We start from the raw sequence: 19,552 nt of genomic DNA on the forward strand, positions 1-19,552 counted from the left end.
GGTGGTCCTCACTTAGTACTAGGGTAAAAAAAGCCGTCATCGACGACCAGAAAGTTACCTTTAGCCTGTGTGCACGACCGCGGGCTGATTCCGCTGAATCTCCTGTCCTGTCAGGGGTTTCTGCCACCTGTGCACATTGCAATTTGTCTGGTGTTGCGCAATAATTCTCCAACCGATGAACTGAGTGTAATACATTGCAGAAAGGAATTACAACCTGAAAGAGCCACTTTTACAAGATCCCGCCACCACCCGGGCGATGATGCACATGGTGGCGAAGCTGCACTATCAGTCCGATATGTCGCAGGTTGATATCGCTAAAAAACTGGGCGTTTCCACCGCTACCATCTCGCGTCTACTGACCAAAGCGCGCGCGGCGGGGATCGTGCGGATCGAGGTGATTGAGCTGACGTCCCCCGAGGAGATCACCGCCGATCTCATTGCTCAACTGGGGTTAAAAAGTGCAGCGGTAGTGGAGTCGCCACCCGCAAACGTGCTGAGCGCGCTGAGCGCTCCGCTCGCCTCGCTGCTGCAGCAAGCGGATCTGGTTAGCGGTTCTGTGGTGGGTATCGGCTGGGGGCGGGCAGTGCGTGAAGTCACGCTCTCCGGTCTGCCGCGCCTGCCGGGAGTCATAACCGTGGCGCTGAACGGCGGAATGCAGCAGGCGGCGGCGCATTTTCAGATTAACGAATTTGTGCGCCAGGCCGCAGAACAGATGGGCGGCACACCGCATTTTCTGCATGCGCCCTATATCTCCTCCCCGGTGCTGCGCGATGCGTTTCTTTGCGACCCCGGCGTGCAACAAATTACCTCGCTGTGGGACAAGCTCGACGTGGCGATTGTCGGCGTGGGCCTGACGCATCATGCGCCGCAGCCGATGGAAGCCAGCACCGCCACGCCGGACGAGCAGGCGCTGAGCCATGCCGCTGGCGATGTGCTGCGCCATTACGTTACCGAAGCGGGAGAAGTGCTGGACTGGGAGGGGGAACAGCGCATGATCGCCGCCTCCCCCGATCAGCTGCGCCGCACGCCACTGTGCATTGGCGTGGCCGCCACCCCAGAAAAAGCGGCCGGGATCATCGGCGCCGTGCGTTCCGGCATGATCAACGCGCTGGTCACCGATATTAAAACTGCCCAGGCGATACTCGACCGCCTGGTAAGCGAAACGCTCTGACTCTTGCGATGTGCCTTTACCTTAAGGGTAAAGGCACTTAACCTCATAAAAATCATCAGTTATTAGAAATATCTTATATCTAAGTTACTCTCATTTCGCTTTTTTAACCCGCCAGTTATTAATAAGAATAATTATCAAACTTATTTAAAAAACAGAACAATTTAGATTCAGCAAGGAATGATTATCACTTACCAATCATAACTTTAGGTAAGCAAATTTAATTTAGCCTTTGCTATATAAAACGGTTTTTATTTGTTCTTAATGCATGCATAATGCGCAGAAATCACCTGTTTGCTTCACCCTATAAATAAATTAAAGGAGTCACCATGCTGACTAACGAAATGACTGCTCAGTTGAACGATCAGCTGAATCTGGAATTCTATTCTGCCAACCTGTACCTACAGATGAGCGCATGGTGCAACGACAAAGGTTTTGAGGGCGCGGCTGCTTTTATGCGTGAGCACTCTAATGAGGAGATGCAGCATATGCAGCGTCTGTTCAACTACCTGAGCGACACCGGCGCGATGCCAGTGCTGGGTACGATTGAGGCACCGCCGGTGACCTTTAACTCCCTGCACGAAGTGCTGGAACAGGCCTATCAGCACGAGCAGCTGATCACTGGAAAAATCAACGAGCTGGCGCACGCGGCGATCACCACCCAGGACTATTCGACCTTCAACTTCCTGCAGTGGTATGTGGCTGAGCAGCACGAAGAAGAGAAGCTGTTTAAATCAGTACTGGATAAGCTGGCGCTGGTAGGCAACAGCGGCCAGGCGCTGTTCTTCGTGGATAAAGATTTGCAGAAGCTGAGTGAGCCAGGCGCAGGTGCGCACGGTTAACAAGCGGCAAAGGGCCGATCGAAATGAGGGTTGGCCCCTGAGTTATCCTCAGAAGTGACTGCGATTGCTAAACGTCGGCTAACCGGTCTGCGCTCAGCCTGAGCACGCCGGAACGGCGACGCTCCCTGCGGGCTTCGGCACGCGGCATCCCTGCCACGTGACGTCCGGCTTTATCTCCGTCCGATCTCCTTCCCCGCTATTACCGTGCTCGCAGTGGATCTATCACCGCGACGATAAGGCTCTGGGTGAAAGCAGCCCTGCCCCCTGTTACCCTTTCGGCTTCAACGTCACCCAGTATCCCGGCTGATAGTCGATCGGCAGGAAACGCTGGTGGAACTCGCGGAAGGTGGCATCGGGGTCGATATCCTTGAACAGCTCGGGATGCAGCCACTTTGCCAGCGCCTGAATGGCGACGAACTGGTACGGACTGTCGTAAAACTGGTGCCAGATAGCGTGCGCGTTCCCGTTGGTTGCCACCGGCAGCGTGCGAAATGCCGGGCGGGCCATCAGCGCCGTCAGCCGCTGGGTGGCTTCGCTGATATTGGCGCCGGGGCCCACTCCGACCCAGCCTCCGGCGGTGTTGTAGTTCTTCCAGTTAGCGCCGGTCACCACCACCACATCCGGGCGGGCGGCAATAATCTGCTCCGGATTAAGAGTGCCGAAGGTGCCGGGAATCAGCCCTTTAGCGATATTAATCCCGCCAGCCACTTCGACCATGCGGCCAAAATTCTCATCGCCGAATGACATGCAGCACTCTTCGGTATAGCCACCCGCCCTATCCAGCATCACTTTAGGCCGTGTACCCTGAAAGTTTTTCAGACGATCGGTAACGATGTCGATCTGCTGCTGGCGGAAGGCAATAATCTCCTCCGCCCGCTGCGGCTTGCCTACCAGCTGCCCCATGATGCGGATACTTTTCTCGGCATTCTCAAACGGCTTCTCGCGGAAATCGATAAACACCACCGGAATGCCCAGCTTGTTCAGTTTTTCCGTCAGCTGGGATTCATCAGTTGCGGCTTTTGACTCAAGATTCATCAGCACCAGATCCGGCTTCAGCGTTAGCGCCTGCTCGACGTTGAAGGTACCATCTTTCGCGCCGCCAAAAGTTGGCAGCCGGGTGATAGACGGGTATTTTTTCGCGTAGACCTGGTAGCTGTCAAAGTCTGCTTTGGGCAGATCGTCACGCCAGCCCACCACGCGCTTGAATGGGGCATCGGTATCAAATGCGGCCAGCAGGTAGATTTGCCGCCCTTCACCCAGGATCACCCGCTGCACTTCGGATTTAATCTCAACTTTACGCCCGCTGACATCTTCCACCACGAACGGCGCGGCCAGCAGACTGGCGGATGAGAGCAACCCGCCAGCAACGATTAATGCTTTACCCCAGAACGTCATAGCCAACCTCATAAAAGAAAATGATTATTATTATCAATATCGCAATTACGTGGCGATGCTACGACGAGCGGCTGATTATTACAAGATGTGTCAGAGAGAAATTTCGGGCGGTGATTATCACGGCGCCCGGCGGCGCCATGATTCAGAAGCTGAACTGGTAGAATTTGCTGTCAACCGCCATCAGCGGGAAACTGGCGGGCAGCTCCGCGGGGAGGATTTCACTGAAGCCATTTTTTTCGTAAAAACGATGCGCGGCGAGGAAGGCGGAGGTGGTACCAAGAAACACGTCCTTTACGCGGCGATCGCGCGCCGACATGATCAGCGTGTTCAACAGCGCCGAGGCTACGCCGTGCTGCCTGCCGCGCCATTCTGCCGCAACAAACATCTTGCGCAGCGCCGCCTGCTGGTTGCCGATATCCTTCAGGCCGATGCAGCCCACCACCTTATTGCCCACCAGCGCCAGCCAGAAATCCCCGCTGCCATGCTGATAAAAGTTTTCAATATCTCTGAGATCCGGCTGCTGCTCCGCCGTGATATTAATGCCGAACTCTGCGGTCTGGATCGGCAGGATCAGATCGACAACTCCAGCCTGAAACTCCGACCGATAGCGCTGAATGGTGACATGCTGTGTGGGCATCATGGTGAGCTCCGCTTTGGTTAAGATAATTCTGGCATTGCGGATTAATCTAGCGCTTTGGTCATGCATTGGCGAATGAAAATTCGCCAATGCTGAAATGAAATTTTCTCCACTCTCTGCTGGAACTGCTTAGAAATTATAGTAAAACGTCAGCCAGGTTTCATCGGGATCGTTGTCACTGCTGGCGGTGAACGTCCGCTCCAGGTAAACGCTGAAGCCCCATCCGATATCGGCCCCCATCCCAACATAGGTGTGATTCGCATGGTAGTTTTCATCGCTTTTCAGGCGCAGACTGTCCACCGCCACATAGGGTTGAATCGATTGTAGGCCGGGTTTGTTAATCTTGAAGGTGTAGCCGCCAAACGCCTCCAGGCCGTAGCCATCCCCGGCCAGATAGCGATCGATGCGCTCGGCGTGCTGATTAGGCAGGAAGTGACGGTAATAGGTCGCGGTCCCCGCCAGATACCAGTTATTTGGCTGCCAGGTTAACGCCATGCCGGAATAGTGCTGCTGATAGCTGGTTTGCGTGCCGTTGCCATGTTTTATCGTTGCTTTGGTCTGATCCCACGCCGCGCTGAGCGTCAGATCTTTATCCAGCTGATAATCGAAGCCAATCGCCGCGCCGCGATCGCGACGGTAATATTTGTTGCCGCCGAGCACCAGATCATTCTGCGGCAGCAGCCAGGCGGTATAGAGCGTCAGGTCGCCAAAGGTGTTGGTGTAGTGGATGCTATTTTTGGGGCGGTTGCCACCGTCGTAGTCCCCAGCCACCCCGCTGCCATCCGCCGCCGCATGACCGTCATTATCCCAGACGTCACTTTTTACCCCGACGGTCTCATAATAAACGCCGTACTGATGGCCGAATGTCAGCTTGCCGAAGCGATCGTCTTTGATACCGCCATACAGCTGGCGCTGCTTGTCCCAGTTGCCATCGTGATCGTAATGATTTTTCAAACCGAGCATATGTGCGGTATCAATACCCCATTCGTAATAGGCAATAATGGAGGTGTCTGACGTCAGGGCATAATCACTGCTGAAGCGTAAACGCGTGCCGCCATCATGACCATTATGATTATCCGGCCCGCGGTTCCAGATAAATTCCGGGCGGATACTGCCGCCAATTTGCAGGCTTAACGGATCGAGCCAGCCAATATCAAAAGCCTGCTTCTTTAACAGCGTCACTTCCGCATGAGAGGCCGGAACTAAAGCCATCAGCGCGCTCGCGCCCAGTAACATCCTTGTATATTGCAAAATATCGCTCCATTGCTGTTAATAAATTCTGATAAGAAATCCGCGAATGGAGACGTATAAAATATCAATTAGATCATCGTCGTGATCTTTAGTGCTTTAACCATTATTTAACCGATTTCCCGCAATAAATGCGAAATAAACGCGCCAGCTCGGCCCCCATTGGCGTTAGCGTAGTGTCCTTCCGCTGAATTAAATAGAAGGTGGCATTAGGCAGCTGCTCTTTGATATTTAGCGCTACCAGCTGATTGCCCAGAATAGGATCGCCAATCACATCGCTGGAGAGAATACTGACAAAGTCACTCTGCGCAATCAGGCTGGTGCAGGCCATAAAGGTTTCGCAGGTAACGCTGATGGCCGGGGCCATGCCCATATCGTGCAGCAGATCGTGCAGCAGGCGGTAGTAGCTACCGCGCGGCGTTGGCATGGTCCAGTCGCAGTGCTGCAGTTCCGCCAGCGAAGTCGCGTGCTGGCACGGGTGCCCCTTGCGTACCACGACGCGGTATTCACGCTCCATCAGCCGTTCATAGCTCAGCTCGCTGTCCAGGTGGCCGGGATAGGAAGTGTTAATGGTGAAATCCAGCTCGCCCTGGCGCAGTTCGGGGATCATCGAGACCAGCTGCCCTTCAACGATGCGGATCTTCACGTTGGGAAACTGACGCCGGAACTGGGTGATCACCTGCGGCATCAGGGTGCGTGCAATGCTGCCGCCCACCCCGATATTGACCGTGCCGCCCGCCAGCCCCAGGCGCTGCTGGATATCCTCCTGCGCGACGCGCAGCTCTTCTATGATCAGGCTCGCATGTTGGAAAAAGTTATCACCGATTTCGGTGAGTGCCACGCCCTGACGACGGCGTATAAAAAGCCGCGCGCCGAGCACCTCCTCCAGTTCCTGAATCGATTTTGTTAAAGCGGGCTGAGACAGGCCTGCGGCGCGGCTGGCGGCGCGAATACTGCCGTGGCGCGCCACATCAACAAAGGCGCGTAGCTGGTGCAGCTTGATGGATGCGGGCATCGGAACTCCGTTTTTGTGATAACTGTTGATTATCAATCACAAGATATTGGCATCTTCTGCCTGCGGGATCCATTGTGTAGAACAGAAGGTGAACCCCTGAAAAAATTAAGCCCAATTCAGAAGGATGAACCGATGCACCAGGCTATTGCTGACTTTGTGAAAGAGATTGCGCCACGCCTGCAGGCACAGCGCCGCGACCTGCATAAATTTGCCGAATCCGGCTGGCTGGAGTTCCGCACCGCCACGCTGGTCGCCGCTGAACTGCATCGTCTTGGCTACGCGCTGCAGCTCGGCAAAGAGGTGGTCAACGCCGAAGCGCGCATGGGGCTGCCCCCCGCGCACGTGCTGGCCCAACACGAACAGCGCGCGCTTGAGCAGGGGGCGCTGCCCGAATGGCTGCCGCACTTCTCCGGCGGCTTCTGCGCGATTGTCGCCACGCTGGCAACCGGCCGGCCCGGTCCGGTGATGGCATTTCGCGTCGATATGGATGCGCTCGACGTGGTTGAGAACCAGAGCGCGGAGCACCGCCCGCACGCCGAGGGCTTCGGCTCTATTAATCCAGGCATGATGCACGCCTGCGGCCACGACGGCCATACCACCATCGGACTCGGGCTCGCGGCGGTGCTGAAACAGTTCGCCGGGGAGCTGTGCGGCACAATTAAGCTGATTTTCCAGCCTGCCGAAGAGGGCACGCGCGGCGCGAAATCGATGGTTGCAGCGGGGGTGGTCGACGATGTCGACTTCTTTACCGCTATTCACATCGGCACCGGGGTGCCCGCCGGGGAGCTGGTGTGCGGCAGCGATAACTTTATGGCCACCACTAAGCTCGACGTTAGCTTTCGCGGCAATGCCGCCCATGCCGGAGCGCGCCCGGAAGAGGGCAGCAACGCCCTGCTGGCCGCCGCGCAGGCCGCGCTGGCGCTGCATACCCTGACTCAGCACAGCGGCGGCAGCGCCCGCGTCAACGTTGGCGTGCTGCAGGCGGGCACCGGGCGCAACGTCGTGGCCGACCGGGCGATGATGAAGGTGGAAACCCGCGGTGCCACCAACGAAATCAACGACTTTATCTATCAGCGCGCCCTGCAAACCCTGGCCGGTGCCGCCGCGATGTACGGTGTGGAACATCAGGTGACGCTGGTGGGTGCGGCGCGCAGCAGCCAGCCGACCGCGCCGTGGGTACGCTATATCCGCCGCCAGGCGCGGCATATTCCCGAGCTGACCTCGCTGGTGGACACGCGCGGTGCGGCCGCCGGTTCGGAAGATGCCACCTACATGATGGAGCGGGTAAAACAGCGCGGCGGCCAGGCCTCCTACATTATTTTCGGCACCGAGCTGAGCGCCGGGCATCACAACGAAAAATTCGACTTCAACGAGCAGGTGATGGCCGTGGCGGTGAAGACCCTCGCGGCAATTGCCTTCAATATTGAACAGTTTGAGCCGGAGGCCGCATGAACCCTGAGATGAATGACTTTGTCGCCCGCTATATCGACCAGCATCAGGCGCGCTTTACCGCCTTAAGTGACGCCATCTGGGACCAGCCGGAAACGCGCTTTACGGAAACCTTCGCCGCCGGGCTGCTGTCCGGCGCGCTGGAACAGGAGGGTTTTCGCATTGAGCGGGCGGCGGGCGGTATCGAAACGGCATTTATTGCCAGCTACGGCAGCGGCCAGCCGGTGATTGCCCTGCTGGGCGAATATGACGCGCTGGCCGGCCTGAGCCAGCAGGCGGGAAGCAGCACGCGCACGCCGCTGGTGGCCGACGGCAACGGGCACGGCTGCGGGCATAACCTGCTCGGCACCGCCGCGCTGGCCGCCGCCTGCGCGCTCAAAGCCTGGTTACAACAACATGGCACTAAGGGCACCCTCCGCTTTTACGGCTGCCCGGGCGAAGAGGGCGGTTCCGGTAAAACCTTTATGGTGCGCGAAGGGCTGTTTGACGACGTCGACGCCGCGCTCACCTGGCATCCGGAAGGGTTCAGCGGCATGTTTAATACCGCCACCCTCGCCAATATCCAGGCGGCTTTCCACTTCAGCGGCGTCGCCTCCCACGCCGCCAACGCCCCGCATCTCGGGCGCAGCGCACTGGACGCCGTCACATTAATGAACACCGGCGCTAACTTCCTGCGCGAACACATTATTCCTGAAGCGCGGCTGCACTATGCGGTGACCAACAGCGGGGGCAGTTCCCCCAATGTGGTGCAGGCGGAGGCGGAAGTGCTCTACCTGGTGCGCGCCCCGCAGCTCGACCAGCTGCAGGATATTTACCAGCGGCTGACCGATATTGCGCGCGGTGCAGCACTGATGACCGGCACGGAAATGACGCTGCGCTTTGAAAAAGCCTGCTCTAACTATCAGCCCAATCGGACGCTGGAACGGCTGATGTATCGCCAGCTCAGCCACTTCGGCCTGCCCGAATACAGCCACGCTGAGCGCCAGTTTGCCAGCGAGATCCGCCAGACGCTGAGCGCGGACGATCTGCGCAACGCGGGCCTTAACGCCGCGCGTACCGGGGGGGATGCAGGCCGTAAATGGGTTGAGGCGTTGGGGGACCGCGTGCTGATGGACAGCGTGGCGCCCTACTGCGCCAGCGAGGAGGTACTTTACGGCTCCACCGACGTTGGCGACGTCAGCTGGGTGGCGCCAACCGCGCAGTGTTTCACCCCCTGCTTTGCCTTCGGCACCGCGCTGCACAGCTGGCAGCTGGTCGCCCAGGGACGCACGTCGATTGCCCATAAAGGCATGTCTCTTGCAAGTAAAACGCTGGCAGCGACCGCGCTGGCCCTGTTCAGCGATGCGCAGCTGCTGGCAGAGGCGCAGCAGGAGTTTCGCCAGCAGCGGGCAAAACAGCCCTATCACTGCCCTATTCCGGCCGGAGTAAAACCGACGCCGCTGGCATAACGCATCAAGCACCACCCGGAGGCCTGGCTCGATCCCGGCCCCGTAAAAAAAACCAAAAAACGCAAACAACACCGTAACGACGACAAGGCTAAGGATGATCCATGAGCGAAACCACAGCGGCCAACAAAAGCCCGGGAAAAATCTTTTACTGGATTGAGCGCATCGGCAACAAAGTGCCCAATCCGTTTCTGTTATTTGTTTACCTGATCGCGGTGCTGATGGTGTCGACCGCGCTGCTCTCCTGGTTTGGCGTAGCGGTGAAAAACCCGGCCAGCGGCAAAATGGTCGAGGTAAAGAACCTGCTGAGCGTGGCGGGCATTCAGTGGATCCTGCCGAATATCATCAAGAACTTCAGCGGCTTTGCCCCGCTTGGCTCAATCCTTGCCCTGATGATCGGGGCCGGTTTAGCCGAGCGCACCGGGCTGCTGCAGGCGCTAATGAATAAGATGGCCTCGTTTGTCAGTGCCCGCTACGCCAGCTATATGGTGCTGTTTATCGCCTTCTTCAGCCATATCTCGTCCGATGCCGCGCTGGTGGTGATGCCGCCGCTCGGCGCGCTGATGTTTATCGCCGTCGGCCGCCACCCGGTCGCCGGGCTGCTGGCGGCGATTGCCGGAGTGGCTTCCGGCTTTACCGCTAACCTGCTGATTGTCACCACCGACGTGCTGCTCTCCGGCATCAGCAGCGAGGCAGCGAAAGCCATCAGCGATACGGTGCACGTCAGCGTAGTGGACAACTGGTTCTTTATGGCAAGTTCGGTGGTGGTACTGACGATTGCCGGCGGGCTGCTGACCGATAAATTCGTCGAGCCGCGCCTGCCCGCGTGGCAGGGCAGCAGTGAGGAGAAGCTCGCCAGCCTGACGCCGTTGCAGAACCGCGGCCTGCTGATGAGTGCGATTGCCGCCGCGGTGTTTATTGGTCTGGTCGCGCTGATGGTGGTGCCGGAAGGCTCGATGCTGCGCGATCCGGCCAGCGGTTCGATCATTCCCTCGCCGTTTATCAAAGGCATCGTACCGCTGATTATTCTGTTCTTCTTTGTGGTGGCGATTACCTACGGCGTGGCGACGAAGCAGATTAAACGCCCGGACGACGTGCCCGCCCTGTTAATTGAGCCGATGAAGAGTATGGCCGGATTTATCGTGATGGTGTTTCCGCTGGCCCAGTTTGTCGCCATGTTTAACTGGAGCAACATGGGAACGTTTATGGCGGTCGGGCTGACCGACCTGCTGGAGCAGCTGGCGATGACCGGCGCCCCGGCGTTTATCGGCCTGATGTTCCTGTCGGCATTTCTGTGCATGTTTATCGCCAGCGGTTCGGCTATCTGGTCGATTCTCGCGCCGATTTTCGTACCGATGTTTATGCTGCTTGGCTTCCATCCGGCTTTTGCACAGATGATTTTCCGCATCGCCGACTCCGCCGTGCTGCCGCTGTCGCCAATGTCCCCTTTCCTGCCGCTGTTCCTCGGCTTCCTGCAGCGCTACCGCAAAGATGCGCAGCTCGGCACTTACTACACGCTGATCGTGCCGTACCCGCTGGTGTTTTTCGCCGTGTGGATTGCACTGCTGCTGGCGTGGTATGCGCTGGGCCTGCCGATTGGACCGGGCGTGTACCCGGCAATGCCGTGATGGATTTACTACGGGCCAGGCATGCCTGGCCCCTACGATTGAATGGCGTAGGGGGCGGGCACGCCCGCCCCATGTATTTAACCCGGGATTAACGCCTGCCCGCGCTTACCGCATCGTGCAGATTCACCCGCTGCCAGAAGCTCTGGTCGGCATTGCCGGAAAGCGGATAGCCGTTCGCCAGCGCAGTGCGGGCCAGCAGCTGGCGGCGCTGGGCGGCGCTCAGGTTTGGCAGCGGCGCTTCCAGCAGCACTTCCGCCCCCTGCGGCACCACAACTGGCGCGGCTTTCACCGGCTGCGCGGGCAGGTTGTATGTCATCGTGAAGCGGTAGAAGGTCTGCATCGGCTGCGCCGCGTACGGATCCGCCTTCAGCGGCACCTGCGCGCAGGCCTTCAGCGACATGCCGCACTCTTTCTCCAGCGCATCGCGCAGCTGCTGCTTCGCCTCATCAAACAATTTACGATACGCCGCATCGTTCAGGTAGTGCGCCACGTTGCGCTGCGCCACCATGCGTGACCCCATCACATCCAGCGGATAATGCACGCCGAGTACGATACGCGAATAGCCGTAGCGCGCCCCGCGGTCGATCAGTGGCACAAAGCGCTCCGGCACCATCTGCGCCATCAGCAGCGCATCGGTATAGCCGGTGTTGGTATGGCCGCTGGGGAACGATCCCCCGTCGGCGGTGTAGGGCTGATTATCTTTCACCACCGCGCTGTCCGGTACCAGGTGAATGGTGTTGCCCGGGATCAGGAACGGGCGCTTATAGTCGAAATGCTTTTTTGCCTCGCCTGTGCTGACTTCGCTGGCTTTAATCAGCGCGGCAGCTTTGCCCAGCTCGCCTTTGTTATAGGCATTGACGAAGGCCTGACCGAGGCGCGGCCCCAGCGCATCGGCGAGAAAGTAGAGATAGTTCTGCCCTTCAGCATCGATCAGCGCCTGCTGGCGCAGCGTGGCGCTGGCATTCAGGTTGATGCTCTCTACCGTCTCCAGGCTCTGCTTCAGCGTGTCTTGCGGCAGCGCGCTGAAGGCGCTAAGCAGCGCAATGCCCGCCTGCTGATTGTCCTTTTTGCCAAAGTCGTAGCCGCTGGCTTTCAGCCACGCTTTATCGGCCAGCGCGTTACCCTGCTTCGCCTCTTCCAGCTGGCCGCGCTCAATCTTCTCGTGCTGGCCTTTGATGGCCTCCACCAGCGCGCTCTGCACGTGATTCTGCAGCGCCAGATAATCCGCACTGCCATTCGCGTTGGTCACGCTGTCAGCGATGGCGGCCACGTCAGGGAGGGGGGAAGTTGTTTTTGCCTGGGAAAGCGGGCTGACCAGCAGCGCTGCGGTCAGTAAGGTCAAACGAAAGCGCATAAACCATCCTTATTTTTTAAGTAGAAACCTTGCCGCTTGCCAGGCTAATCCCTCCCGATGACGCTTTTATTACAATTCATATTCCGATACAGATTACTCCGCTCTCAGCGGCCGTCAGGCGTGCGCAGCAACAGAGAAATGAGACGGGCGGGGCTTGCCCCGCCTGGAGCAACAGGGGTTAGTCGACGATCGGAGTTTTACTTTTATTCAGCGCAGCCATAAAGGCGTCGTCCAGATGCAGGTGCTGCTTCACCAGCGCAGGCGGGGTCAGCGCCAGCCACTGATTGAGCGACAGATCCGCATAGTAATCGCTTTTGAACAGCTCTAAGAAACGCAGCGGCTTATCGCCGGTATTCTCAATGTAGTGCCCCATGGCAAACGGCACATAGCCGACGTCGCCGGCACGGAAATCAAAGGTGCGTGCCTGGCCGGACGAGGCGAATACCCCCATGCGCCCCTGCCCTTCAAGATAGTACTGCCACTCGTCGTTGTTCGGGTGCCAGTGCAGCTCGCGCATCGCGCCCGGTTCCAGCTCGACCAGCGCGGCGGCAATGGTTTTGGAAATTTTAAAGGTGGAGGAGTCGGTAATCCGCACCGTGCCGCCCTTCAGGGTTATCGGTTTCTGCGCCATCATGCGGTGGCTGAACTGCAGCGTGGAGCGCTTTGCCCCACTCATCGCATCCGCACTCAGCGCGCCGGGAACCTCGCCGGCAAAAATATACTCATCAGACGGCGACGGCAGCCGGTCGAAGGTGCTGGCGGGCACGCCGAAGTTTTTCGCCAGCACCTCCGGAGGAATATGCTTAAACCAGTCGCTGAGCAGGAAAGTGCTGTCCTCATCGAAATTACCGTCGTCGAAGGCCAGCAGGAACTCGCAGCCGTCCGGCCCCAGCCCCTGAATTGAGTGCGGCATACCGGGCGGGAAGTACCACAGGTCACCCACGCCAACGTCATCCACAAACCAGCCACCGTCGGTATCCAGCGCGGTGATGCGCGCCCTGCCGTAAGTCATATAGGCCCACTCCCCCTCTTTGTGCCAGTGCAGCTCGCGGATGCCGCCCGCGTTGAGGCGCATGTCCACCCCGGCAATGGTGGTGGAGATCCCCAGCTCGCGCTGAGTGACCTGGCGCGTCCAGCCGCCGCTGCCTTTGCGCACATGGGCGTCGCTAAAGGAGAAACGCAGATTCGGCAAGGTGCCGTTGTCGGTAGCGGGGGGATTAACGATATCCGGATTTTCCCCTTCGCGCATCGGGTCATGCGGCCCCGGGTCGGTGCCGCCCATTTTTCCACTCCACGGCTGCGCATTAATGGTTTTGTCATGGGCATGGACACTGCCTGCTGCCAGGGCCACGGTGCCGCCGGCGGCAAAGGCCATAAAATTACGACGTGAGATAGGCTTCATACGCTGCTTCCTTTTATCAGCTTAAAATAGACCTCAGAGAATGGCGGGATAAGCCACTCAATGATTAGCCTAGGCGATGTATCTGAACTCACCAGCAACAGCGGAAGATGATTAGCGCATGAATTGTAAATAGAAATCCATTGAAAATTTTAATTAAGCCACGGCATAAACATCAAAATTGTTAACGTTATCTAATTATTGTTTAGGTTACATTGATGTTAAATACTTTATCGGCGACTCTTTTAGCACAAAACGGCGCTTCAACATCAAGTCTGTTTATCAAAATTATGCTGCTGTTGTCATGGCTGGTTACAGGCACTGCGCTACGATGCGTCAAGAAACCCCCTGACGTCGGCACTAAAATAGCCGGCTTACTCTGACCTGTTTCTTACCTTCTACCTACACGGGCGACTATGAACATCGATTCGGATATCACTTTTCGTAAGCTGGAGATCTTCATTGCCTTCATGAGCCGTGGCAACCTGGCACGCACCGCAGAAGCGCTGGGGATCAGCAGCGTCAGCGTTCACCGCGCCCTGCATAGCCTGGAAGAGAGCGTGCGCTGCCCGCTATTTATCCATCAGGGACGCAACCTGGTGCCGCTGCCTGCGGCGCAAACCCTGTGGGAATACAGTCAGGAGGCGCTGGATACCCTGTCACGCGGCGTGGAGGAGACGCGTAAAGCGGCGGGTATCGGCCAGGGGCATATTCGCCTTGGCACGCTCTACTCGCTGACGCTGGAAACCATTCCGAAGCTGATTATGGGGATGAAACTGCGCCGCCCGGACCTCGAAATGGAGCTGACGATGGGGTCGAATCAGCTGCTCACCACAAAGCTGGAGGATGGCTATCTTGATGCTATTCTGATTGCGCTTACGCCCGGCGAGATCGACTACAGCCGCTTTGAAATACTCCCGCTGTTCGATGACGATATCTTCCTGGCGGCTCCGGCCGCTTCCGGGCTGGACACCAGCTTTCCCGCTGACCTGCGCGATTTTCGCCAGCAGAAATTTGTCTCGCTGGCGGAAGGATTTGCTACCTGGCAGGGCTTTCAGGAGGCGTTTAACGTTGCCGGATATGAGCCGGATATTGTCACCAGGGTAAACGATATTTTTTCCATGCTGAGCCTGGTGCAGGCGGGTGTCGGCTATACCCTGCTGCCGGGGAGGATGAAAAAAGTGTATGAAAATTCCGTGCAGCTGCTGCCGCTGGCGGAGCCATACCAGATGCGCCAGAACATCGCGATTGTCTTCGAGCGCAACCGCGAGCATGACCCCAACCTGCTGGCGCTGGTGGCGGAAGGCCGCATGTACAGCCGCCAGCGTCAGCAAACTAAGGCTTAATTCGCGCCACCAGACGGCGGGCCAGCAGCAGCCCGCCCTGCTCCAGCGCTATCGCCTCCCCACGAGATAACGGCCCGCGCGTCAGCCCCGTCAGCACCGCGCCGGGCGGCATCTCAATCGCCAGCCCGACTTCTCGCTCATTCGCCGCCACCATGGCTTCATGCCAGCGCACGGTACGCGCCATGTTCTGCGCCAGATCGTCGGCGATCTGCTGCGGCTGCCATAGCACCCGGGCGCTGCTGCCGCTAAGGTACGCACAGCGCGGGCGCTGGAGGGTTAGCCTGCTGAAGGCGGCCGCCAGCTCTGCCGCCGGAGCGGCCATTAGCGCGCAGTGCGAAGGCACACTCACCGCCAGCCGATGCACTTTCTGCGCCCCGGCGGCCAGCGCTTTGTCTGCTACCTGCGCCATCAGCGCGTCGCTACCGGCAATCACCAGCTGCTGCGGCGCGTTGATATTCGCCAGATAACAGCCCGTCTCCAGCAGCGGTTCCAGCTGCTGCTGCTCCAGCCCGACAATTGCCGTCAGGCCATAGCCCTGCGGATAAGCCTGCTCCATCAGCTCGCCGCGCAGCGACACCAGCCGCAGCGCATCGTCAAACGCCAGCGCCCCGGCAACCACCGCCGCCGGAAACGCACCGATCGACAGGCCGCAGGTGATATCCGCTTCCACCCCCTGCCGCTGCAGCGCGTGCGCATGCGCCACTGCGGTAATCAGCAGGCACAACTGCACCGCCCGCGTGTGCTGCAGCGCCTGTGCATTGTCAAGCGCTCGGGCATCCTCATGCAATACTTCACTGGCGCGATCCAGCAGCGCATCCCCCTGCGGCAGCTGTTGCAGCATGCCGGGGCGCTGCGGCCCCTGGCCGGGAAAGGTGAACAGCACTTTCATCATGGGCTACTCCACGGCTGAGCGGTGAGGCGCGGGCCAAGGTTGGTTTTCAGCAGGACCTGACCATCGCGCAGCCATTCATTGAGGGCAAAGGCACCGTACGGCGTTTCGACCTGGGTATCGACCCGGCACGGCAGCTGGCTGACAAACGCCTGCCAGCGCCGCAGCTCCGTCTCCGCGGCCGGATGCGGGCAGCGGATCAGCAGGTCGAGATCGCTGGTCGCTGACAGCACCGGCACTTCGGTCGCCAGCGCATAGCCGACGCTGCCGGTAATGCCCCAGGGCCACCACCAGCGCTGCTGCACCAGCTGGATCGACGCCTGCACCGGCTGCTGCGAAACAAACGGCGAGGCCAGCAGCCGCTCCACGCTGCTGAACGCTTCCGGGTTTTGTACCTGCACGATGTCAGCGGCAGCCACCCAACCGGCCGCACGCTCCTCGCGCCGCAGCCCGCGCACGCCAACCGGGACACGCCCGTTCTCATCGCTGTCGCGGCGCACCACCAGCGGCAGCGCGCTGCGCCACTGGCTGCTGACCCAGGCGGGCAGATCGCCCGTCAAAGCCTGCGAGTGGCGGATCCAGACCAGGTCGTGGGGCGTATAAGTCATATCAGAGTCCTGCAGTCAGCGTAATAAATAGCGGTAAGGTAATAATACATAACAGCGAACTGATCAGCAGCGTGGCTTCCGCGTCCGGCGAATAGACGCCAAAACGGTTGCCAAATACCACGCCGAAGAAACCCGCCGACAGCGCAATCATCAGAATGCCGGTCACGGCAACACGCCCATGCAGCCCGAACAACAGCACCAGTCCCCATGCGATAAAGGGTTCGATTAGCATGGTGGTAAGGCTGGAGATCACCACGATCCGGCTGAGCTTCAGTTTGCGCGCAGAGAGAATAACGCCGGTCAGAAACAGCGCAGCCGCCGTCGCGGACAGCCCGAGAGGATGGATCGCCGCCAGCACCAGGTCCGGCATTTTCAGCTGCACCCCGGACAAGACAACCCCAAGCAGCGGCCCCCAGACTATCGGTTTGGTGACGGAACGCCACATCAGCAGTGGCAGCATCCCTATTCCGCCGTGCTGACTATGGCCCGCTGCACGCGCTTTTTCACGCTCAAGGATCAGCAGGCAGAAGGGCGTCATCAGCACCGAGCCGCAGGCAATCGATGCCGCCACCGACAGTGAGGTTGCTGGCCCGGGCCCCAGCACGCTGCCGAGGATCGGCAGGCCCAGCGCGGCATAGTTAGGCAGTGCCACGGTGAGCGTCAGCACTGCCGCATCCTGCGGTGACTTATGAAAGTATCGGGTACTAATAAAGTAGATCGCGGCATAGGTCACCCACATGGTTAATGCCAGCACCACAATCAGCGGGGACTGCGCAATAATACCCTGCCACGGCGTCTGGACGGTCGCGCCAAATAGCGCCGCGGGCAGGGCGAAATCCATCACAAAGATATTCAGCGTCACGACGTTTTTATTATCAACCATTCCGGCTTTACCCGCATAAAAGCCGAGTAACATGATGACAAAAATAGGGGCAAGAGCATGGATAATAACGTAAGTCATAGCATCACCTGTTAGTTAACGCCGCGCGCAGGCGCGACAATTATTATTTTTTTCAGGCGGGAGTGAGGGCTATTTGCGTGCCGCTCCCGCCCTGCAGGTAGTTATGTTACTTATTGCCGTCAGGTGGCCGTTCACCAGGCCGCGCGCATTCTCGCACGCACCGCTTTCGAGCTGCGGCGATGCTCCGCCTGCAAACGGCACTGCAGACCTGGATCGCGCCGGGCTGCCGTCACGGCATCGTTCAGCGCCTGCTGCACCTGCTTGACGTCAGCCTCATCGGGCGCGTCCGGCTGGCGGATATCCAGCAGCGCTTCCAGCAGCCCCAGCGAGTGGTAATTTTTGATGTCGTAGGCCATCGGTGGAATGGTCTGAGCCAGTTTTTCCAGCGCCGCAACGCTGCGCAGGGTGATACGCGCCGCAGCCTCTTTACCCATGGCGTGGATCTGTACGCCCGGGTCGTTAAAGGCAATCAGCCGGTTGGCCTGATAGCCGTGCGCGAGGAAGGCGCCGGACATCGCCTTGCCGACGATCAGTCCGATGACAATATGCCCGGCGAGACGCGCTTCGGCATAGGCTCCGGCAGCGGCGGCCAGCGCCTGATGTATGCCAAAAGCCTCTTCCCGGCGGCCGTAGGCCTGGCTTGGCACATCAATCACGGCGATAATCAGCCGCTTGCCTGCTTTACCCGCATCCTGCTGCACCGCTTCACTGACCACTTTCGCCAGCGTCCAGCCCTCCAGCAGCCCGACCTCACCGCCCGCCGCTCGCGGATAGTGGTTAGCGGCATCCGGCACCACCGCGATAAAGCGTGCGGCCTCGCCGTTCAGCTCGCCATCCGCAGCCTGTACCGATGGGCAGAGCCCGGGCAGCCGGCTGGCACCGGCGGTGAGCTGTTGCAGCCAGGTTTCGCCGCGTGTGATGGTTTTTTTCATCCTCAATCCTCCCTGCTAAAGAGCTGTGTAATCTGCTGCGCATCCGCCTGCTGGCGGCTGTCAAACTGCGTCAGGCGCGGCAGATACTCCTGCCAGCGCTGCGAACGATGCTGCGCAGGAATGCCTTTTGCCAGCGCTGCGCGCATGGCGTTCTTTACTGCCTGCTGGCCATCCGCCACCAGCGTATCCACCAGCCCGCTGCGCGCGCGCACTTCGCCGCCGGTCATGCTCCAGATAAACGGCCGGTCGCGGGAGTCGTACTCGTCGATCCCCGCCTCCTGCTCAATCACCTGCGGACCATTCAACCCGAGGCGTGCCTCGCGGGTGGCGATCAGCGTGCTGCACAGCCCGGCGGCTATCGACATGCCGCCAAAGCAGCCAACGGTCCCGGCGATGATGCCAATAACCGGGGTGTAACGGCGCAGGTCGACGATTGCCGCATGGATATCTGCAATCGCCGCCAGCCCGAGGTTGGCTTCCTGCAGGCGCACGCCGCCGGTTTCAAAGCACAGCACCGCACGGGTTGGCGTGCCGTTACGGTTATCTTCTGCCGCCAGTTCCAGCGCGGCCGCCATTTTGGCCCCGGACACTTCCCCCATGCTGCCGCCCTGGAAAGCCCCTTCGATGGCGATGGCGACCGCGGGCTGGCCGTCAATGGTGCCCTTCGCCACGACCATGCCATCATCCGCCTGCGGCACGACGCCCTGCGCAGCAAGCCACGGCGACATAACGCCGTCAAACGGGTCGAGCAGTTCGCGGTAGCTGCCCTCATCCAGCAGCAGTCGTGCGCGCTGGCGGGCATTAAGCTCGATAAAACTGCGGTCGTTACGCATCGGCGACCTCCTCAAATACCTGTTCAATGCGGATGCGCGCCACGCCGGGCGTGGCGCCAAAATCGTGGATGGTCATCTGCCCGGCGGGCAGTGCGCCCAGGCTGCTCAGGCGATTAAACAGCGCCTGCCAGCGTGCAGCGCTGTTATCTACCGAGGTGGTGACATCGACCTGGAGGAGATCGCTATCCCTGGCGATGTACAGCACCTCCATGTCGCCGGAGCCAACCACGCCCGCGAGCGCTTTACCGCTGAGCTGGCGCGAAGCCGGAAATGAAAACGTGAACTGTTGCATAAGAACCTCTGAAAATGTGTTTTCCCTTTGCGGGCGGCACCCATAACGCCGGGCCAGGCATGCCTGGCCCCTACGGGGTATTCGTGGGGGTGGGCATGCCTGGCCCCTACG

Annotated in this window: 18 protein-coding genes; 6 read left to right on the forward strand and 12 right to left on the reverse strand. The window is 59.3% G+C overall.

Features of this window, described 5'->3' with window-relative positions; genetic code table 11:
* The first annotated feature begins 265 nt into the window (after positions 1 to 265).
* Together QLG07_RS11990 and ftnA are read left to right on the forward strand one after the other, a co-directional pair.
* Positions 266 to 1,171, forward strand: a complete 906-nt coding sequence (locus tag QLG07_RS11990; RefSeq protein WP_133622752.1) for a sugar-binding domain-containing protein — start codon at positions 266 to 268, stop codon at positions 1,169 to 1,171.
* A gap of 326 nt (positions 1,172 to 1,497) precedes the next feature.
* Positions 1,498 to 2,010: a non-heme ferritin gene (gene ftnA / locus QLG07_RS11995; protein ID WP_048914644.1), complete on the forward strand. Its 513-nt coding sequence runs from the start codon at positions 1,498 to 1,500 to the stop codon at positions 2,008 to 2,010.
* Positions 2,011 to 2,277: 267 nt separating this feature from the next.
* On the opposite strand, the gene QLG07_RS12000 is transcribed toward ftnA, so the two are convergent.
* From QLG07_RS12000 to QLG07_RS12015, 4 genes are all read right to left on the reverse strand, one after another.
* Complete coding sequence (locus tag QLG07_RS12000) at positions 2,278 to 3,405, reverse strand: ABC transporter substrate-binding protein (RefSeq protein ID WP_133622751.1); 1,128 nt, start codon at positions 3,403 to 3,405, stop codon at positions 2,278 to 2,280.
* 142 nt (positions 3,406 to 3,547) lie between these two features.
* On the reverse strand, positions 3,548 to 4,045 hold the full coding sequence (locus QLG07_RS12005; RefSeq protein WP_282469287.1) for a GNAT family N-acetyltransferase: 498 nt from the start codon (positions 4,043 to 4,045) through the stop codon (positions 3,548 to 3,550).
* 126 nt (positions 4,046 to 4,171) lie between these two features.
* Positions 4,172 to 5,254 carry a porin gene (locus QLG07_RS12010; protein WP_282469288.1) on the reverse strand — a complete coding sequence of 361 codons (1,083 nt, stop codon included), beginning with the start codon at positions 5,252 to 5,254 and terminating at the stop codon, positions 4,172 to 4,174.
* Positions 5,255 to 5,396: 142 nt separating this feature from the next.
* Positions 5,397 to 6,305: a LysR family transcriptional regulator gene (locus QLG07_RS12015; RefSeq protein WP_048914638.1), complete on the reverse strand. Its 909-nt coding sequence runs from the start codon at positions 6,303 to 6,305 to the stop codon at positions 5,397 to 5,399.
* A gap of 132 nt (positions 6,306 to 6,437) precedes the next feature.
* Between QLG07_RS12015 and QLG07_RS12020 the strand changes: the two genes are divergently transcribed.
* The 3 genes from QLG07_RS12020 to abgT all read left to right on the forward strand — a co-directional run bounded on the left by QLG07_RS12020 (position 6,438) and on the right by abgT (position 10,827).
* Positions 6,438 to 7,757 (forward strand): amidohydrolase, encoded by a 1,320-nt coding sequence (locus QLG07_RS12020; RefSeq protein ID WP_133622749.1) that lies wholly within the window; start codon positions 6,438 to 6,440, stop codon positions 7,755 to 7,757.
* On the forward strand, positions 7,754 to 9,202 hold the full coding sequence (locus QLG07_RS12025) for a M20 family metallopeptidase (RefSeq protein ID WP_282469289.1): 1,449 nt from the start codon (positions 7,754 to 7,756) through the stop codon (positions 9,200 to 9,202). Before QLG07_RS12020 ends, QLG07_RS12025 begins: the two co-directional genes overlap by 4 nt.
* A gap of 101 nt (positions 9,203 to 9,303) precedes the next feature.
* Positions 9,304 to 10,827, forward strand: a complete 1,524-nt coding sequence (abgT, locus tag QLG07_RS12030) for a p-aminobenzoyl-glutamate transporter (RefSeq protein WP_133622748.1) — start codon at positions 9,304 to 9,306, stop codon at positions 10,825 to 10,827.
* Positions 10,828 to 10,915: 88 nt separating this feature from the next.
* Here the strand turns inward: abgT and QLG07_RS12035 are convergent, their stop codons facing one another.
* Positions 10,916 to 12,181: a phosphatase PAP2 family protein gene (locus QLG07_RS12035; RefSeq protein ID WP_282469290.1), complete on the reverse strand. Its 1,266-nt coding sequence runs from the start codon at positions 12,179 to 12,181 to the stop codon at positions 10,916 to 10,918.
* A gap of 178 nt (positions 12,182 to 12,359) precedes the next feature.
* A complete protein-coding gene (locus QLG07_RS12040; RefSeq protein WP_048914633.1) occupies positions 12,360 to 13,583 on the reverse strand; it encodes an oxalate decarboxylase family bicupin in 1,224 nt (407 codons plus the stop codon).
* A gap of 413 nt (positions 13,584 to 13,996) precedes the next feature.
* On the opposite strand from QLG07_RS12040, the gene QLG07_RS12045 reads away from it, so the two are divergent.
* Positions 13,997 to 14,926 carry a LysR family transcriptional regulator gene (locus QLG07_RS12045; RefSeq protein WP_099754840.1) on the forward strand — a complete coding sequence of 310 codons (930 nt, stop codon included), beginning with the start codon at positions 13,997 to 13,999 and terminating at the stop codon, positions 14,924 to 14,926.
* Here QLG07_RS12045 and mdcH read toward each other — a convergent pair.
* The 6 genes from mdcH to mdcC all read right to left on the reverse strand — a co-directional run bounded on the left by mdcH (position 14,916) and on the right by mdcC (position 19,441).
* Positions 14,916 to 15,815: a malonate decarboxylase subunit epsilon gene (mdcH, locus tag QLG07_RS12050; protein ID WP_099754842.1), complete on the reverse strand. Its 900-nt coding sequence runs from the start codon at positions 15,813 to 15,815 to the stop codon at positions 14,916 to 14,918. The genes QLG07_RS12045 and mdcH overlap by 11 nt on opposite strands.
* Complete coding sequence (locus QLG07_RS12055) at positions 15,815 to 16,423, reverse strand: malonate decarboxylase holo-ACP synthase (protein WP_282469291.1); 609 nt, start codon at positions 16,421 to 16,423, stop codon at positions 15,815 to 15,817. The genes mdcH and QLG07_RS12055 overlap by 1 nt, the downstream gene beginning before the upstream one ends.
* A 1-nt stretch (position 16,424) precedes the next feature.
* Positions 16,425 to 17,384: an AEC family transporter gene (locus QLG07_RS12060; RefSeq protein ID WP_133622739.1), complete on the reverse strand. Its 960-nt coding sequence runs from the start codon at positions 17,382 to 17,384 to the stop codon at positions 16,425 to 16,427.
* Positions 17,385 to 17,515: 131 nt separating this feature from the next.
* A complete protein-coding gene (gene mdcE / locus QLG07_RS12065; RefSeq protein ID WP_282469292.1) occupies positions 17,516 to 18,316 on the reverse strand; it encodes a biotin-independent malonate decarboxylase subunit gamma in 801 nt (266 codons plus the stop codon).
* A 2-nt stretch (positions 18,317 to 18,318) separates the two neighbouring features.
* Positions 18,319 to 19,149, reverse strand: coding sequence for a biotin-independent malonate decarboxylase subunit beta (locus QLG07_RS12070; RefSeq protein ID WP_048914628.1), 831 nt, complete (start codon positions 19,147 to 19,149; stop codon positions 18,319 to 18,321).
* Positions 19,142 to 19,441, reverse strand: a complete 300-nt coding sequence (mdcC, locus tag QLG07_RS12075) for a malonate decarboxylase acyl carrier protein (RefSeq protein WP_187496976.1) — start codon at positions 19,439 to 19,441, stop codon at positions 19,142 to 19,144. The genes QLG07_RS12070 and mdcC overlap by 8 nt, the downstream gene beginning before the upstream one ends.
* Positions 19,442 to 19,552 lie beyond the last annotated feature (111 nt).

The sequence above is a fragment of the Erwinia sp. V90_4 genome, assembly GCF_029967685.1.
GTDB lineage: Bacteria > Pseudomonadota > Gammaproteobacteria > Enterobacterales > Enterobacteriaceae > Erwinia > Erwinia aphidicola.

Excerpts from the sequence above, each read along its gene's own strand:
- QLG07_RS11990 (WP_133622752.1), top strand. The coding sequence starts at position 266 with ATGGTGGCGAAGCTGCACTATCAGTCCGATATGTCGCAGGTTGATATC.
- ftnA (WP_048914644.1), top strand. The coding sequence starts at position 1,498 with ATGCTGACTAACGAAATGACTGCTCAGTTGAACGATCAGCTGAATCTG.
- QLG07_RS12000 (WP_133622751.1), bottom strand. The coding sequence starts at position 3,405 with ATGACGTTCTGGGGTAAAGCATTAATCGTTGCTGGCGGGTTGCTCTCA.
- QLG07_RS12005 (WP_282469287.1), bottom strand. The coding sequence starts at position 4,045 with ATGATGCCCACACAGCATGTCACCATTCAGCGCTATCGGTCGGAGTTT.
- QLG07_RS12010 (WP_282469288.1), bottom strand. The coding sequence starts at position 5,254 with ATGGCTTTAGTTCCGGCCTCTCATGCGGAAGTGACGCTGTTAAAGAAG.
- QLG07_RS12015 (WP_048914638.1), bottom strand. The coding sequence starts at position 6,305 with ATGCCCGCATCCATCAAGCTGCACCAGCTACGCGCCTTTGTTGATGTG.
- QLG07_RS12020 (WP_133622749.1), top strand. The coding sequence starts at position 6,438 with ATGCACCAGGCTATTGCTGACTTTGTGAAAGAGATTGCGCCACGCCTG.
- QLG07_RS12025 (WP_282469289.1), top strand. The coding sequence starts at position 7,754 with ATGAACCCTGAGATGAATGACTTTGTCGCCCGCTATATCGACCAGCAT.
- abgT (WP_133622748.1), top strand. The coding sequence starts at position 9,304 with ATGAGCGAAACCACAGCGGCCAACAAAAGCCCGGGAAAAATCTTTTAC.
- QLG07_RS12035 (WP_282469290.1), bottom strand. The coding sequence starts at position 12,181 with ATGCGCTTTCGTTTGACCTTACTGACCGCAGCGCTGCTGGTCAGCCCG.
- QLG07_RS12040 (WP_048914633.1), bottom strand. The coding sequence starts at position 13,583 with ATGAAGCCTATCTCACGTCGTAATTTTATGGCCTTTGCCGCCGGCGGC.
- QLG07_RS12045 (WP_099754840.1), top strand. The coding sequence starts at position 13,997 with ATGAACATCGATTCGGATATCACTTTTCGTAAGCTGGAGATCTTCATT.
- mdcH (WP_099754842.1), bottom strand. The coding sequence starts at position 15,815 with ATGAAAGTGCTGTTCACCTTTCCCGGCCAGGGGCCGCAGCGCCCCGGC.
- QLG07_RS12055 (WP_282469291.1), bottom strand. The coding sequence starts at position 16,423 with ATGACTTATACGCCCCACGACCTGGTCTGGATCCGCCACTCGCAGGCT.
- QLG07_RS12060 (WP_133622739.1), bottom strand. The coding sequence starts at position 17,384 with ATGACTTACGTTATTATCCATGCTCTTGCCCCTATTTTTGTCATCATG.
- mdcE (WP_282469292.1), bottom strand. The coding sequence starts at position 18,316 with ATGAAAAAAACCATCACACGCGGCGAAACCTGGCTGCAACAGCTCACC.
- QLG07_RS12070 (WP_048914628.1), bottom strand. The coding sequence starts at position 19,149 with ATGCGTAACGACCGCAGTTTTATCGAGCTTAATGCCCGCCAGCGCGCA.
- mdcC (WP_187496976.1), bottom strand. The coding sequence starts at position 19,441 with ATGCAACAGTTCACGTTTTCATTTCCGGCTTCGCGCCAGCTCAGCGGT.